Source organism: Leptolyngbya sp. AS-A5, from assembly GCF_039962495.1.
Taxonomy (GTDB): Bacteria; Cyanobacteriota; Cyanobacteriia; order Leptolyngbyales; family Leptolyngbyaceae; genus Leptolyngbya.
Window position 1 is genome coordinate 138,315 of the sequence record NZ_JAMPLL010000006.1, and the last position, 13,878, is coordinate 152,192.

14 protein-coding genes and 1 pseudogene are annotated in these 13,878 nt (G+C 48.4%); 4 read left to right on the forward strand and 11 right to left on the reverse strand.

Annotation, left to right across the window (positions count from 1 at the left end; genetic code table 11):
- Nucleotides 1-70: 70 nt before the first annotated feature.
- From NC980_RS10250 to NC980_RS10265, 4 genes are all read right to left on the reverse strand, one after another.
- Complete coding sequence (locus tag NC980_RS10250) at nt 71-1,564, reverse strand: AAA family ATPase (RefSeq protein WP_190379058.1); 1,494 nt, start codon at nt 1,562-1,564, stop codon at nt 71-73.
- An 86-nt stretch (nt 1,565-1,650) separates the two neighbouring features.
- Nucleotides 1,651-1,947 (reverse strand): 50S ribosomal protein L25, encoded by a 297-nt coding sequence (rplY, locus tag NC980_RS10255; protein ID WP_190379059.1) that lies wholly within the window; start codon nt 1,945-1,947, stop codon nt 1,651-1,653.
- A gap of 18 nt (nt 1,948-1,965) precedes the next feature.
- Entirely contained in the window at nt 1,966-3,306 is a 1,341-nt protein-coding gene (locus NC980_RS10260) for an adenylosuccinate synthase (RefSeq protein ID WP_190379060.1), read from the reverse strand.
- 157 nt (nt 3,307-3,463) lie between these two features.
- On the reverse strand, nt 3,464-3,907 hold the full coding sequence (locus NC980_RS10265; protein WP_190379061.1) for a P pilus assembly/Cpx signaling pathway, periplasmic inhibitor/zinc-resistance associated protein: 444 nt from the start codon (nt 3,905-3,907) through the stop codon (nt 3,464-3,466).
- A 246-nt stretch (nt 3,908-4,153) separates the two neighbouring features.
- Between NC980_RS10265 and NC980_RS10270 the strand changes: the two genes are divergently transcribed.
- Nucleotides 4,154-4,969: a mechanosensitive ion channel family protein gene (locus NC980_RS10270; protein ID WP_190379062.1), complete on the forward strand. Its 816-nt coding sequence runs from the start codon at nt 4,154-4,156 to the stop codon at nt 4,967-4,969.
- Between the two features lie 4 nt (nt 4,970-4,973).
- On the opposite strand, the gene NC980_RS10275 is transcribed toward NC980_RS10270, so the two are convergent.
- The 3 genes from NC980_RS10275 to infC form a co-directional block, all read right to left on the reverse strand.
- Nucleotides 4,974-5,450 carry a cyclic nucleotide-binding domain-containing protein gene (locus NC980_RS10275; protein ID WP_190379063.1) on the reverse strand — a complete coding sequence of 159 codons (477 nt, stop codon included), beginning with the start codon at nt 5,448-5,450 and terminating at the stop codon, nt 4,974-4,976.
- A 24-nt stretch (nt 5,451-5,474) separates the two neighbouring features.
- Nucleotides 5,475-8,510, reverse strand: coding sequence for a HEAT repeat domain-containing protein (locus NC980_RS10280; protein ID WP_190379064.1), 3,036 nt, complete (start codon nt 8,508-8,510; stop codon nt 5,475-5,477).
- A gap of 193 nt (nt 8,511-8,703) precedes the next feature.
- On the reverse strand, nt 8,704-9,237 hold the full coding sequence (gene infC, locus NC980_RS10285) for a translation initiation factor IF-3 (protein WP_190379065.1): 534 nt from the start codon (nt 9,235-9,237) through the stop codon (nt 8,704-8,706).
- Between the two features lie 207 nt (nt 9,238-9,444).
- On the opposite strand from infC, the gene NC980_RS10290 reads away from it, so the two are divergent.
- The 3 genes from NC980_RS10290 to NC980_RS10300 are packed head-to-tail and all read left to right on the forward strand — an operon-like array spanning nt 9,445 to nt 11,662.
- Nucleotides 9,445-10,356, forward strand: coding sequence for an alpha/beta fold hydrolase (locus NC980_RS10290; RefSeq protein WP_190379066.1), 912 nt, complete (start codon nt 9,445-9,447; stop codon nt 10,354-10,356).
- Nucleotides 10,353-10,925 (forward strand): hypothetical protein, encoded by a 573-nt coding sequence (locus NC980_RS10295; RefSeq protein WP_190379067.1) that lies wholly within the window; start codon nt 10,353-10,355, stop codon nt 10,923-10,925. The genes NC980_RS10290 and NC980_RS10295 overlap by 4 nt, the downstream gene beginning before the upstream one ends.
- A complete protein-coding gene (locus NC980_RS10300) occupies nt 10,925-11,662 on the forward strand; it encodes an ATP-binding cassette domain-containing protein (RefSeq protein ID WP_190379068.1) in 738 nt (245 codons plus the stop codon). The genes NC980_RS10295 and NC980_RS10300 overlap by 1 nt, the downstream gene beginning before the upstream one ends.
- A gap of 247 nt (nt 11,663-11,909) precedes the next feature.
- Here NC980_RS10300 and NC980_RS10305 read toward each other — a convergent pair.
- The 4 genes and pseudogenes from NC980_RS10305 to NC980_RS10320 all read right to left on the reverse strand — a co-directional run.
- Nucleotides 11,910-12,191: pseudogene (locus NC980_RS10305) on the reverse strand (helix-hairpin-helix domain-containing protein); the annotation flags it as partial.
- A 182-nt stretch (nt 12,192-12,373) separates the two neighbouring features.
- The gene (locus NC980_RS10310) at nt 12,374-12,631 is read right to left on the reverse strand and encodes a TIGR03643 family protein (RefSeq protein ID WP_190379069.1); all 258 of its coding nucleotides are present in this window, start codon (nt 12,629-12,631) and stop codon (nt 12,374-12,376) included.
- Nucleotides 12,632-12,636: 5 nt separating this feature from the next.
- Nucleotides 12,637-13,230 carry a Uma2 family endonuclease gene (locus tag NC980_RS10315; RefSeq protein ID WP_190379070.1) on the reverse strand — a complete coding sequence of 198 codons (594 nt, stop codon included), beginning with the start codon at nt 13,228-13,230 and terminating at the stop codon, nt 12,637-12,639.
- Between the two features lie 13 nt (nt 13,231-13,243).
- Nucleotides 13,244-13,873 (reverse strand): Uma2 family endonuclease, encoded by a 630-nt coding sequence (locus NC980_RS10320; RefSeq protein ID WP_190379071.1) that lies wholly within the window; start codon nt 13,871-13,873, stop codon nt 13,244-13,246.
- Nucleotides 13,874-13,878: the final 5 nt, after the last annotated feature.

Consider the following 13,878-nt stretch of genomic DNA (forward strand, 5'->3'; position numbering starts at 1 on the left):
AACTAGAAGAAAGCCTTGGAGTAGTTTCAAGTATAGAGGCAAAACCAGTTCTGCCTCCATAACAGTTAACTTAGCTCACTGTTTTGACCAAGGGCATCTCAGTCTCAGTAAATGCTTCAAAGGATTGTTGAGCCAAGACACCGAGATTCGCATCAGAAATATCTCCTTGACGCTGCGCAATCCGATCGCGCAACACCTCTTCCGGAGCTTCACAGTAAAGAATCTCGATCGCAATTCCCTTTGCTTGTGCTTGCTCGATTACCGGAGCGCGTAATGCTTGACGATCGTATTTCGCATCCAGAATCACGGTGTACCCTTGAGATGCCAAAGTGATGCCCAAATTGAGGAGACGATCGTAAGTCTTTTGTGTCATTTCGGCACTGTAAAGCGAATCACCGCCTTTTTCGTCTAACCCAATGCCACCTAAATGTTTACGCACCGCATCAGAGCGAATTTGAATGGCTCCTGATTCTCGCGCAAGCTTTGATGCGATCGTGCTTTTGCCTGATCCCGATAGTCCCGACATCAAAATGAGCCTGCCTTGTTTGGGTTTGGTATATTCCCAAGACAAGCGATAGTAGCGGCTTGCAGTCTCTTTCGACTCTGCCTTAACAGACTCCAGAACACTCGGATCGCTCAGCAAAAACGATGTCACCTTTGCCCGCACATAAGACTGACGGCTATTGTAAAGCGGCAGAACTTGTAAGCCTTCCCAGTCGCCCGATTGCTCAAGATACGCATTCAAAAATAGATTGCTCAGATCAGAGCGATTTCGAGCATCAAAATCCATGATGATGTAAGCAATGTCGAACATCGTATCGACAAAGCGGAACGGCTCATTAAACTCAATGCAATCGAACAGTAAAATCTTGTTGTTCCAGAAGCAAATATTTCTCAAGTGAACATCACCGTGACATTCACGAATGAATCGATGTTCAACTCGACTCTTAAACAAAGCTTCATTCTCAGCAAATAGCTTATCGGTGTAAGCTTTTGTTTGATCGAATTGTTCTTGAGTTTGAGCAACACCAATGTATCCAACGGTTTGTTCATAGTTCTCGTCGATCGCTTGTCGAATCTGCGATACTTCCCCAAAGCTCAGGATGTAGTCGTTCGTTGGTGCGGACTTGTGGAATGCTGCTAGAACTTTTGCCAAATCAATCAAATGCTGTTCGGTGAGTTCGCCGCGATCGTACATCTCGCTGAGCAAAGCCTCCTGCGGAAACTGCTGCATCTTCACCACATAATCAACAGCCTCACCATCTCCGCCCAGAATGAACTTCTCACCCGCTTGTGTCACAGGCAACACACCCAGATATAATTCCGCCGCGCCGCGCTGATTTAACCGCAACTCTTCATCACAGAAATGTTTGCGTTTCTCCAGCGTGGAATAGTCCAAGAAGCCAAAATTCACAGGCTTTTTCAGCTTATAAACATAGTCCCCGGTGAGAAAGACATAAGAAACGTGGGTCTGTACAAGCTCGATCGTATCTTTCACCGGATGGCCATAGATTGCCGGATCAAGCAGTGCTTCAACGATCGGCGGAAGAGTCGTAGTCGTCATAATTCCATTCACTAAAAAAGCCAGGGATCTCTCCCTAGCTTTATATACCTTAGATTCGTCGGCAAGCCGCAACGACAAATCTTTGACTAATCTTTTTGAGCAAAGAAGCTGATGTGATAGAGCGAACCTTTCCACGGATGGGTTTGTACTTCGCGCATCACAGTCTTACCATTCCAGGACAATTCTGGAATGCTCACTTCTACAACCGACTTATTCGGTGCAGCATCCCGGACTAAGAAGCCCGCAGCTTTCGCATCGACGACGAGCTGAATGGACTCGACTCCATTGTGACCGTACAAAGTTGCAGGAATTCTGCCATCGCGACGCAGCGCATTCGGCTTGCTTCCTTCGGGACGTTTTTGAGCTTCGATCGAGAACGGCATAATTTAACCTAAAAGTAACTAAACGTTAGCAGGCTGAGGCGTTTCGTTGGTGTACAAAAGCGCCCGTTTGGGTCCGTGGATGGGATCTTCAACAATAATGGTTTGATCGCGTTTGGCTCCCAGAGAAACGATCGCGATCGGTACATCCATTAATTCTGCCAAAAACTTGAGATAATCAAGCGCTTCTTTTGGCAAGTCGTCGAGCGATCGACAGTCTTCGGTCGATCGCTTCCATCCGGGAAGGGTTTCGTAAATCGGCTTGCATTGAGCAAACAAGCGCGAATTACTGGGAAAATCTTCGCAGCGCTGCCCATCGATTTCGTAGGCAACACATACTTTGATTTCGTCCATTGCGTCTAAGACATCCAGCTTCGTAATCGCTAGACAATCTAGACCATTGATGCGAACGGCGTACCGTCCAATCACTGCATCAAACCAGCCACAGCGCCGTTGTCGTCCAGTCGTCGTGCCGAATTCAGCACCGCGATCACACAACAAAGCGCCCATTTCTTCGTGCAGTTCGGTGGGGAATGGGCCTTCACCCACGCGAGTCGTATACGCTTTCGCCACTCCGATGACGCGATCGATCACAGTTGGGCCAATCCCCGTTCCAACACACGCACCGCCCGATACCGGATTCGAGGAGGTCACATACGGGTAAGTGCCATGATCGAGATCCAGTAACGTTCCTTGAGCGCCTTCAAATAGCACATTGCGCTTGCGGCGAATCGCATCGTAGATCTTCAGAGAACTATCGACGACATGAGGGCGCAACCGTTCTGCATAGCCCATGTACTCGGTGAAAACCTCTTCGGCATTCAACGGGGGCAGATTGTAGAGCTTTTCGAGAATGAGGTTCTTTTGTGCGATCGTCCATTCCAGTTGCTCACGGAACCCTTCCGGATTCATCAAGTCAATCACTCGAACGCCTACCCGCTCCGACTTATCGGCGTAGGTTGGACCAATTCCGCGCCCAGTCGTACCAATTTTGTGATTGCCGCGCTGCTCTTCTGCAGCTTTATCGATTAAACGGTGATACGGCATCGTCACATGCGCCGTTTCAGAAATCAGCAAATTCTTCGTCGTAATGCCGAGCGCTTCGATTTGATCGAGTTCTTCGATCAAAACCTTCGGATCAATGACGGTTCCACAACCGATAATACACTCGGTATCCGGGTACAGAATTCCAGACGGAATGAGGTGAAGCTTGAAGGTCTGATCCTTGACAACGACCGTATGCCCAGCATTAACACCGCCTTGATAGCGTACAACGACATCCGCCGATTTGCTCAACAGATCGGTAATTTTGCCTTTACCTTCATCGCCCCACTGGGCACCTATTACAACTACGTTAGCCAAGGGATTTCAGGAGTCTAAAGTTTTCAACAAACTCCCATTATCATCACTTGGGGGTACTTGTGTCAATCGATCGTTTCAGGAGAACTTTGCCAATTACAAAAAGAAAAGGCATCTAATTCAGATGCCCTCGATGAACTCTTAAGATGATGAACCTGGACTATGCGCCCGGACGAACTCCGCGCTGTTGGCGCTGGCTACGTCTCTGTTGCATCAAGTCGCGCTGCTCTTGCGTCAACACTTCGCGCTCCATACGCTCCTTAGCTGCCCGCATCCGGCTCCGAATTTCGGTTTTTTGCTGGTCAGAAAGATTCAGCGATCGCCAGGATACTCTTTCGTTGCGCTGCTTTGCCGCATTGTACTGATCGCGCTGGGCTTGCGTCAGCACTTCCCGAACGATGCCATCGCGGACTTGATCTCGAATCGCTTTTGCTTGCTGCTTCTGAGCATCCGTGAGATTGAGTTTGTTCGCTCGATCGCGTTTGGGTTGTTGCTGGGTTTGCTGTGATAACAAGCCAGAAGGACGAGCCTGAACCGCAAAGGGAGTTGCAGCCATCAAAAGCACGATCGCACCGGGGAGGATCAGTGAGAATTTTTTCATCATTTCTGTAGAAAAGTGAACAGTTGAAAGCCAACGAATCAGCTTCACTCCTTAGACTGAAGGGCGATCGTAAAGGTTCAATCTGATACCAATTTGATGGGTGAACGGTGTACCTGAATTGAGCGTTGCGAAATTTCTGGTCGTGGCGTGATTAGTCGCGTCGCTGCGATCGCGGTACACTGATCCCCTTCAGGACTGCTCCCATTTCTCATGTATTAATCTAGCGAGGACAACAAAGAAGGAGTTTCTATGCTATTCGTCAGCGCTCAGGCAGCAACTGCAATTAACGAAAACATTAATCAGTTATTCCTGCAACGCAATCTAATCAATTTAGCGCTTCAGGTTCTCCCGAAGCTGGCTTGGGCGATCGTGATTCTCCTATTCACGCGCTGGACAGTGAATCTAATTAGACCGATCGGATTTCGCTTGCTGAAGTATGCAGAACCGACGCTGCAAAAATTCTTGATTCAGGTGGCAGGAATTTTAGTGTGGATGGCAGGCGGTGTCGCGGCACTCAACGCAGTCGGACTGCAAACGACCACGATCGTTGCTGTAATTGGTGCGGCAGGTCTAGCGATCGGTCTAGCGCTGCAAAATAGCCTGTCTCACTTTGCCGCAGGCGTGATGCTGGTGAGTTTCCGACCGTTTGAAGTCGGAGATGCGATCGAAGGCGCAGGAGTCTCTGGAACTGTGGATAATATTGGGCTGTTTTCGACCACGATCGTGGCTGCGGACAATGTTCGCATCACCGTTCCCAACAGTAATTTATTTAGCGGAACGCTGAAAAACAATACCATCATGGGCACTCGACGAGTCGATTTGCACATTGATATTGGCAAACGCGACATCGAATCCACCATTACGCACTTATTGTCTTTGGTGCAACCGCATCCGCTCGTTTTGCGAGAACCAAGACCCACTTGCCATGTAGAATCGATTACATCAGAAAGCACGATTCTGTATCTGCGTCCCTGGTGTGCAGCTAATCATCATGAACAAGTGAAGTCGGAAATTTTGCAGCTTGCAAAAGAAGCACTCGACTCTACTGAATCTTCACTCTACTGAATCTTCACTGAATCTTCGTAGTCGGCTCGCCTTTGAGCGTCCGGATTTCTTGATCTCGCACTTCGATTTCTTTGTTCATGTCTCGCACCCGATTCGAGAGAATTTTGATCAGATTCAGGGCAATTCCGGGCGTTTCATCCACTGCTTCATAAAGCTGCTGCTGAGTGAGCACCAAACATTCACACGGCTCGATCGCGGTCACTGAAGCCGATCGGGGAGCAGAATCAAACAGCGACATCTCCCCAAAAAAATCGCCGCGCTTGCAAAATGTCAAATCCCGGCTACCGTTATGCACCCGGACAACTCCTTTGGAAATCACATACATCGATCGACCTTCTTGACCTTCGATCAGAATAGTTTCCCGCACCGCATACGATCGTTCTTCCATAATCGATGCCAACCGCACCAGAAAATCGTCCCGCAGTTCCTTAAAGATGGGAACGCCTCGTACTAGCAGCAATCGCTCAAAACTGTTCAGCATCGCTCACGTTTTCTCACACAACAACTAGATCACCCTGAGATTCGGATGTCGGGGAACCACCCGCGAAATTTCTTCGGGTAGGATAATCTCCGACTCCTGCATCATCTGTTTTACCTGCTTTGCCACGATCGGATCGCGCTCATTTTGGAATCCTTGTAAAACTCGCCCTAACTGTTGCGGATATTGCTCTGCAACATAGCTCAATACCGCTTCTCGCACATATCCTCTGGGATGCCGCAAACCGGATCGAATCGCATCTGGATTAAGATTCTTCCAGCGTGCCCGCCTAGATAAATGAAAGCAGCAGGCGAGTGCCCAATCTGAGATAAAATGCCGCAGTTCGAGCAAATGATTCAGCCGTGCATCCGGTTGCATCGGAGTGTAGGGTACAAGGCTCGATAAACTTTGCAGCTTATCCATCGGTAATTCTCGATCAAGTACCCCCAGTAGTGCTCTCTTACTGGCAATGTCGAGCGTACTATCGAGAATTTCTAAGCCTTGAGCGATCGCTGCACGAGAATCAGACTGGAAGTTGAATTCTGCCACTCGAATCGAGCCGATCGGATAAAGAAACTTCATCAGCAGAAACAGTCGCTCAATGCTGTCTTTCGGCAAAATTTCCAGGGCGGCTCTGAGCAGTTTCGTCTCTTCGCAGCGCACTCGGTCTTCAATCAAATCCATTAATGCCGCATAGATTTGCCCCATAAACATTAGCTCTTGTTCGATCAGTTCCTCGATTCCCGCTCTGCCTAAACGCTCCGCCACCGCTTCGATGCCGCGTTCGTTTGGTACTTTTAGGAGAATCCGCAGCAGTAAGCGTCGTGTGGTTCCCCAAGAAGTCACCAAGCGGGAAATTAGAAGATCGATCGCTTCGGGTGTGCCAATTTGACCGATCGCGCTAAAAGCTTCACTCCGAACGAGCGGCGGACGTTCTACATCATCGGCAAGTCGAATCAGCCTGGGTAATGCCTCATCACCGAGACGAACCAGCGCTGATTTTGCGGCTGGGCGCGTCGGACGACAATACAACCCGCTGAGCAAATAGCGGTAAAACTCCTCGGATCGAGTCGCTGCGATCGCTTCGAGCGTGGCAGATTTCACTTCGATCGAGGGATCTTTTAACAGTCTTGGAATATAAGGTTTGAGCCAGAGCCGCAATCCTTGCAAATGCACTACGCCGCCTAATGCTCGACAACCGATTACCCGTTCTTGCATCTGTTTGTGTGTTAACAGCGCCTGTAACACATAGGTTGCCTCTGCTTTTTCCGACATCGTACCCTGACGTAGAATCAACGATGCAGCCGTAGCGCGAACGATCGAGGGCTGATTTGGCTTGAGATAATGCCGCAGTTCACTAAAAGCAGTCGTCTCTCCGGTCGTCCAGATATATTCTAGGGCGACTGCCATGACTTCTGGTTCAGGACGTTGAGAGCAGAGCGACTTGACTGGATTTAAGAAGGCTGGATTGGGATGATTCAGCATGACTTCGATGCTTCTGTGCTGCAATTCGGGAGTGAGCTTTAACAGCAATGGCGCAAGCACTTCCGCCGCATTCTTACCGTCGATTTGGCTCAAGAATTCAATACAGGCGCGTTTATCTTCATCGGCTCCGGGGTTTTCCAGGGTTTCGATCGTCTTTTGCCGCAGCGCTTTCATATCTACGTCTGAGGTACTCAGTTGCCCCCGTCCCGCATTCAGCACTAAGAGATTGAGATACTCTTTTTTGAGTAAAACGATCGTCGCAAGCCAGCCGAGTGCAAACAGAATCATCAACCCCAAATTCAAGTTCTGCTCTGCAACTCCGATTCCATTTGCCCCCACTCTCCCCAGTCCCAACAGAACCAGCCCGGTGATCGCGGTTGAAATGGGTTCAGCAATGCCGCGCACTTTTGCCTGTTCTCGGTTTCTCAGGTGATCCGGCACTGAGTAAAACAAAAACGGCACACTGCCGCTCAACAAAGTGTAGTGCAGCAACTCATAGAAAAACCGCATTGCTAGAACGCTCAGAAATACTGAAGACATTCCCGCGATCGACACTCCGGTAAATGCAATTACGATCATCGGCAGCAACATCAGCGATCGGAATACTCCCATGCGATCGAGAATGCGGCTCGAAAATAACCACTGCATCGCCAACTCACAAATTCCCAATGAGCCATTAAAGATTCCCAAAAATCCGGCAACCTCGCCACCGCCGAGCTGCACCGAAGCTCCAGAATGGCGACCTAGTTGAGTCAGAAACTGAAATTCAACCAGCAGCAAGAAGACTTGAGCCAGCGCAAAGAAAATCTGCAACAGCCGCATATATCGCCGCGTCTGTCCTCGCAGTCGCGTTGTAGAATGCTCCGCGATCGGCTCTTCCCGTTTGCGTCGCCCTTCTGGAAACGACTGTTGATAAGTGTGGCTCAGACTGCAGAGAATGATTACGCCAACGACCATAAATGCGAAAGCAATCAGCAACACTTGTGAAACCGCTGTGTCTCGTGCAAACAATCCCAACACAAACGGCAGCGAGAATCCGCCCACAACATCTGCGACCAAAATTCCGCTGCTAATCAGCGGATAGGTGCGCTTAATTTCCCGAATGTTGAAGAGCTGATTTGCGGTAATCGAGGCATTGAGATCATTGAGAACATGGCTGGCTTCAAGCCAAAGCTGCATGGCAAAGACGGTTACTTGCAGCGCGTAGAACTGTCCGACCGTGTTTCCAAACGCACCGCTTAAACCGAGTGAAAAGATCGGCAATGGAGACGCGAGCAGCAGGGCGATCGCCACAATCACCATTCTCAAGGGTAAGTAGCGCTGAAGCTCAGAATACAGCCATCCCAAGCCAATCTTAATCACCGCACTCACGATATAGATTAAGGGTAAGTTCGCGGCTCCGAACTGTGCGAGAAACATCTCAACCGAACAGGCTTCGAGCCACATCAACCCCGTTGACGTGAAGGTATAGAAGGCGAACATCCAAAACGTTCGATTGCCTTCACCAGAGCGAAGATTAATCCAGCGGAGAAAGGGATGTTCTCCGACTCTCTTGGAAGCTTGATTTGTCGAAGCCATATGGGGTGTCCGGTTAAGTCATGCACAGGATTCCTCTGATCTCGGAATCCTTTCTAAGATGCCCAAGATGCGATCGAAGATATTGTGTGCAACCCCCAAAACACGCAAAAGGGACAGCGAGAGATCATCCCGTTGTCCCAGTCATTTGGCTTAAAAGATGGGGAGTGGGGAGGATTTCTCTACTCCCTACTTCCTACTTCTTCGGTGCCAGCAGCATCATCATATTCCGCCCTTCTTTCTTCGGCGCTTGTTGCACTTCAGCAATTTCCTGGAGGTCGGTCGCCATTCGTTTTAGCAGAGTCTCCGCAAGATCACTGTGCTGAATTTCTCGCCCTCGGAACATGATCGTCGCTTTGACTTTATCGCCAGCTTTGAGGAAGCGTTCGGCTTGGGTGATTCGCACGTTGTAATCGTGTTCCTCAATCTTGTACCGCATTTTGACTTCCTTCACGTCTACGGTATGCTGCTTTTTCTTCGCTTCTTTGGCTTTCTTTTCCTGCTCGAATTTGTGCTTACCGTAGTCGATAATTTTGACGACAGGGGGATCAGCCTTGTCGCTCACAAGTACGAGGTCGAGTTCCTTTTCGTCTGCCATCGTTTGTGCTTCACGCGAGGTCATAATCCCTAGCTGAGAGCCATCTGCATCGATCACACGAACTTTGGGAAATCGAATTCGCTCGTTGATTACGGGCATATCTCGATTGGGTCTTTTTTCTATCACAAGCACCTGTTGAATAATGTGGATAAGGGCGACACAATTCGATCGATAAAATTAGCTCGATCGAGGGGTCGAACTGAGAGTTTGTATTCGCCATTCTACTCAGTCTGGGGAAATTTCTCTCTAGTTTGTTACGTAAATTCTAAAGCAGGAATCAAAAATCCGGGGTTCGGGCATCCGATTAAAATAGATTAACAGAGTGATATCGGTGAAATTGTGGTAGATGCTTTACCTTGGCGGCAGCGAATTGGGAGTCAGCGCGATTGGATCTGGCGTGGATGGCAAACCCGATATACTTATCAGCGATCGCAAAAATCAGAAAGTTCGCCGCCGTTGCTGCTGATTCATGGATTCGGGGCTTCGATCGGGCATTGGCGGCATAATGTCTCGGTGTTAAGCCAGCATCATACGGTGTATGCCTTGGATTTGTTGGGATTTGGGGCTTCGGAGAAAGCGATCGCGCCTTACAATGTGGCGCTGTGGATCGAACAAGTGCATGATTTTTGGCTAACCTTTGTGGGGGAGCCTGTGGTGTTAATTGGGAATTCGATCGGGTCTTCGGTGTGTTTGGCGGTGGCGAAGGCGTATCCCGAAATGGTGAGAGGGGTTGTGATGCTGAATCTGCCGGATTCTTCGGTGCTGGATTCGCCGGAATGGGCGGGAGCGCTGGTGAAAGTGTTTCGTCCGATCGCAGCCGTGGGTAAGAGTATTTTCACGTTTCCACTGATTTTTAATCCGTTCTTTCGCGTGTTGCGGAGTTCGCGCTTGATTCGGCTGTGGGCGCGGCAGGCGTATGCGAGTTCCGACGGAATTACCGATGAACTGGTGGAAATTTTATCAATTCCGGCGCGTGATCCCCGTGCGGTCAAGGCGTTGCGATCGATGGTGACAACCCCAAAGATTACGGACTATCGGGCGCGATCGATTTTGCCGACGATGACGATTCCAATGCTGTTGTTTTGGGGCAAGCAGGATAAGTTTGTGCCGCCGAGTCTGGCTGCATTTTGTGTCAAACTCAATCAAAAGCTGGAACTGGTTGAGATTGAAAATGCGGGTCATTGTCCGCACGATGAACAACCGGAAATCGTAAATCGTAAGATTCTGAGTTGGATTGGTGAAATTGCATGACTTCTGAAACGTCCACAACTGAAACGCCCTCAACTGATGTTTTTCGGATTTCGCCGTTGATTCGATTGACGTTGCTCAGTTTGTATATTGCATTAACAACTCCGCTTCCTGTACTGGCTGAAACCACCGATGCTCCGGTTCCAAGTGGATGGCTATGGGCGGGAATTGCGATCGGCTTTATTGCATTATTTGGTGCATTGAGTGAGCGCGTGATCTTGGATGCAGACGGAATTCAAGTGACTTATCCTGCTTGGGTTCCGAAGGTCTTTCGCAAAGGGTGGCAGTTGCCTTGGTCAGAAGTCAAAGCGCTGAAGCCACGATCGACTGGACAAGGCGGATTGGTTTATTACTTTCTAAGTAAATCCGGTGAAGGATATCTATTGCCAATGCGCGTGGCTGGATTTACGCGATTAGTGAATCGCGTCCAAGCGGAAACAGGCATTGATACTACTGATGTGAAACCGTTGTCGCAACCGTGGATGTATTTGATTCTGTTAGGATTCACGTTCTTGTTGCTGCTGATTGATGCTTGGACAGTTTCGACAGCAATCTCGCTAGGAAAAATCTGATGTTGATATGGTTAGATCAAGTCAGCTTCGCTCCAAGCAGAATCACGCAGAAAGGAACTCCAATTGCAGGAAGTGAGATTCTGCGAAATGTTTCGTTTACGGTGAACAAAAGCGATCGGATTGCGATCGTCGGGGCTTCGGGTTCTGGTAAAACCACATTGCTGAGATTGATCAATCGATTAGCAGAACCAAGTGCAGGATTGATTCAGTTTGAAGGCAACCGTTATCAGGACATTCCGGTATTACAGTTACGGCAGCAGATCCTGTTTGTTGCACAAGAACCGAAGCTACTCGGAATGACAGTGAGAGAAGCATTGAGCTATCCGCTAAAACTGAGAAATGTTAGAGAGATTGATCAGCGAATTAATCACGCGATCGACCGCATGAGTATTCCGCGTGAATGGCTCGATCGATCTGAGTTAGAGCTTTCAACCGGAGAGCGGCAGTGGATTGCGATCGCTCGCGCTCTCATTTGTCAGCCCAAAGTATTGTTGCTCGATGAACCGATCGCAAATCTAGATGCGAATCGGAATGAAACACTGCTAAGAATTCTGACTCAAATAGAATCTACAGTTTTAGTCGTAACGCATCAGTTGGAATGGGCGGAACAGTTTAGCGATCGAGTTCTACAGTTGCAGCAGGGACAATTAATTCGAGATCAGAAGCGTGTTGATTGGCAAGCGGTTAGAAGGGAGATCGCTCAAGCAGAAGCAGAAGAAGCGGCAGAATGGGATTAATTTTGCTTTGGAGTTTGCCGCCGTGAAAACCATGATCGACCCAGCAGCGATTGAAAGTACAGGCTTCCCACGGTGAACAGAAAGGCCACGTAAGCAACGGCTTGAACCAGATACAAGCGATCGGTGTATCCAAACAAAGTGCTGATACCGAATTAAACATAGAATGCGACAGATCATACTCAAAGTCCCCCATTCTGGGGGATTTAGGGGGCGAGAATCTGTCGCATCCACAAATCAATCTGGTATGAGAAATCTTATTGTTTGCGATCGCCGCTCCATATTCCGAGTTTGCCGTATCTAACAATCCATTGATCACTTGCAGCACAAATCTCGGAGATTGACGTTCAGATTCCGGTAAAGCGTTGATTGCAGCATCGATCGACTTTAGTGAAGATTGATATCCGGTGCTGATTTTCTCTGCATTTTTAGCTCCAGCTTTGACTTCATCTTGCAGCGCAATCAATGAACTCTTGAATTCAGGTACTTTACGCTCATTCAGTTGATCTTCAACATCGGCATAGATTTCCTCTCCTGTCCCTGAAATCAGTCCTAACTGAATCAATTGCCGACGGCTAAGGGCATTAAGAAAATTTGGGGTTGACATGAGGCGCTCTAGTGACTGCGATAAGCCGAGATCCAGAATTATCAATTATTTCGCAGTTTAGAGCAAGGATATTAATAATAATTCTCAATAGAACTCTGCATTTGTGCTCAAGAGCCTTTTTGATTTTGTGAGCGAAACCGCCCTTCAAGAAAATCACGCTGCTTTAAGTGTTTTGTCTTACGACCACTGACTCGCTTACGCCACATTCTGAAGCTCGATTCCTGCATTTCCCGACGCATCAGCGCGATCGTTTGTTTTTCGCTCAGTCCGAATTGCAGTTCGATCGCCTCAAAAGGAGTGCGATCCTCCCATGCCATTTCGAGAATTCTATCGATCGTCTCACGATCTAATTCTGGTAGTTCCATTGTCCTTACTTCTGAATTGCTTGTTGAAACGTTTTGACTGCCTCAACGTGATTGACTATATTGATACAGCGTAAAAGCAGTTCAAGATCGATTCCGGGAACTGCCTCGCTGTTAGTCAGTTTTTCATACCGTCGCTGATCGCCTTCACCCCGTAGATGATAAATCTCTAAAACACCATCTTCCCAAAACCAAACTTCCGCAATCTTTAAGCGTCTGTAAGCTTCTAGTTTATTGATGCCACCGCTTGTAAAAACAACCTCGATCGCTAAATCAGGGTGCGCTCTTCCTGGTGCAAGTTTGTACGATTCATCAGCTTCTCGCTTGACCAATCCAGATTCACTCTCCAGGGTCATCGAACCTGTAGGAGTAAAGTCGAATCCTCTCAACAATAGGTAAAGCTCCAATAGAGCAGCAATGCGTTTTTTAACCGTTTCATGTGGTTCACCAGGCATTTGTCGAATCTCCAACGTTCCCTCTAAAAAAGAAAGCCGATAACCAGGACGATCGAGCAATTGCTCAACGGCTTTGAATTCCCGCCAGGTAAGCGCTTCAAACAGAAGTGGAGTTTGTTTCTGAGATGGAACTAAGGTGGTTGTCATAAGGCGATTACTCCTAATTTAACCGTTGCCGTAAACTACGAATTGCAGCGCTAGTCGTTCGCTCCGAGGCAATTTGAACACATTCAGCAACAATCTCGAAGATAGGAATTTCTGGAGAAAAGCGACTTCGTTCTTGTGGTACGTAAGCGTCGTTCTCTAATCCATAAATCCAAAGCTGTTTATTCTTGAACATCCACACCTCCGGTACTTTGAAAGGGAGATAATCATCCACATTGCTATAGCTGGTGACATCTATTTCAATCACCAAATCAAAGGGCGGATCAACTTGCCAGTCAATCCGATCTTTGCCGGATGAAACTTGCCAGTTATCAATGTAAAAGCAAACGTCTGGCTCAATTCCAGACGCTTCTGGTATGGTCATCGTGACAGGGGTGTAAGCATCGTATTCCTGCTCTAGGTGATCCAGAATCGTTTCTACAATATTGCCTAATAAATTTGCGCCTAGTCCATGTATGGGGAGCGGTGACATCAATAGAATCTCTCCATCTCGATACTTCATTCGAGGAATTGATTTATCTCCCCGTTGTTCGCTCAAAGTGATGTAGTCCTGCCAAGTTCCCGGAAGCCGCAGGACGGCTCCGGGTGGAAGTTCGATGCGATCGCAAGACACGAGTGCAAACATCGCTC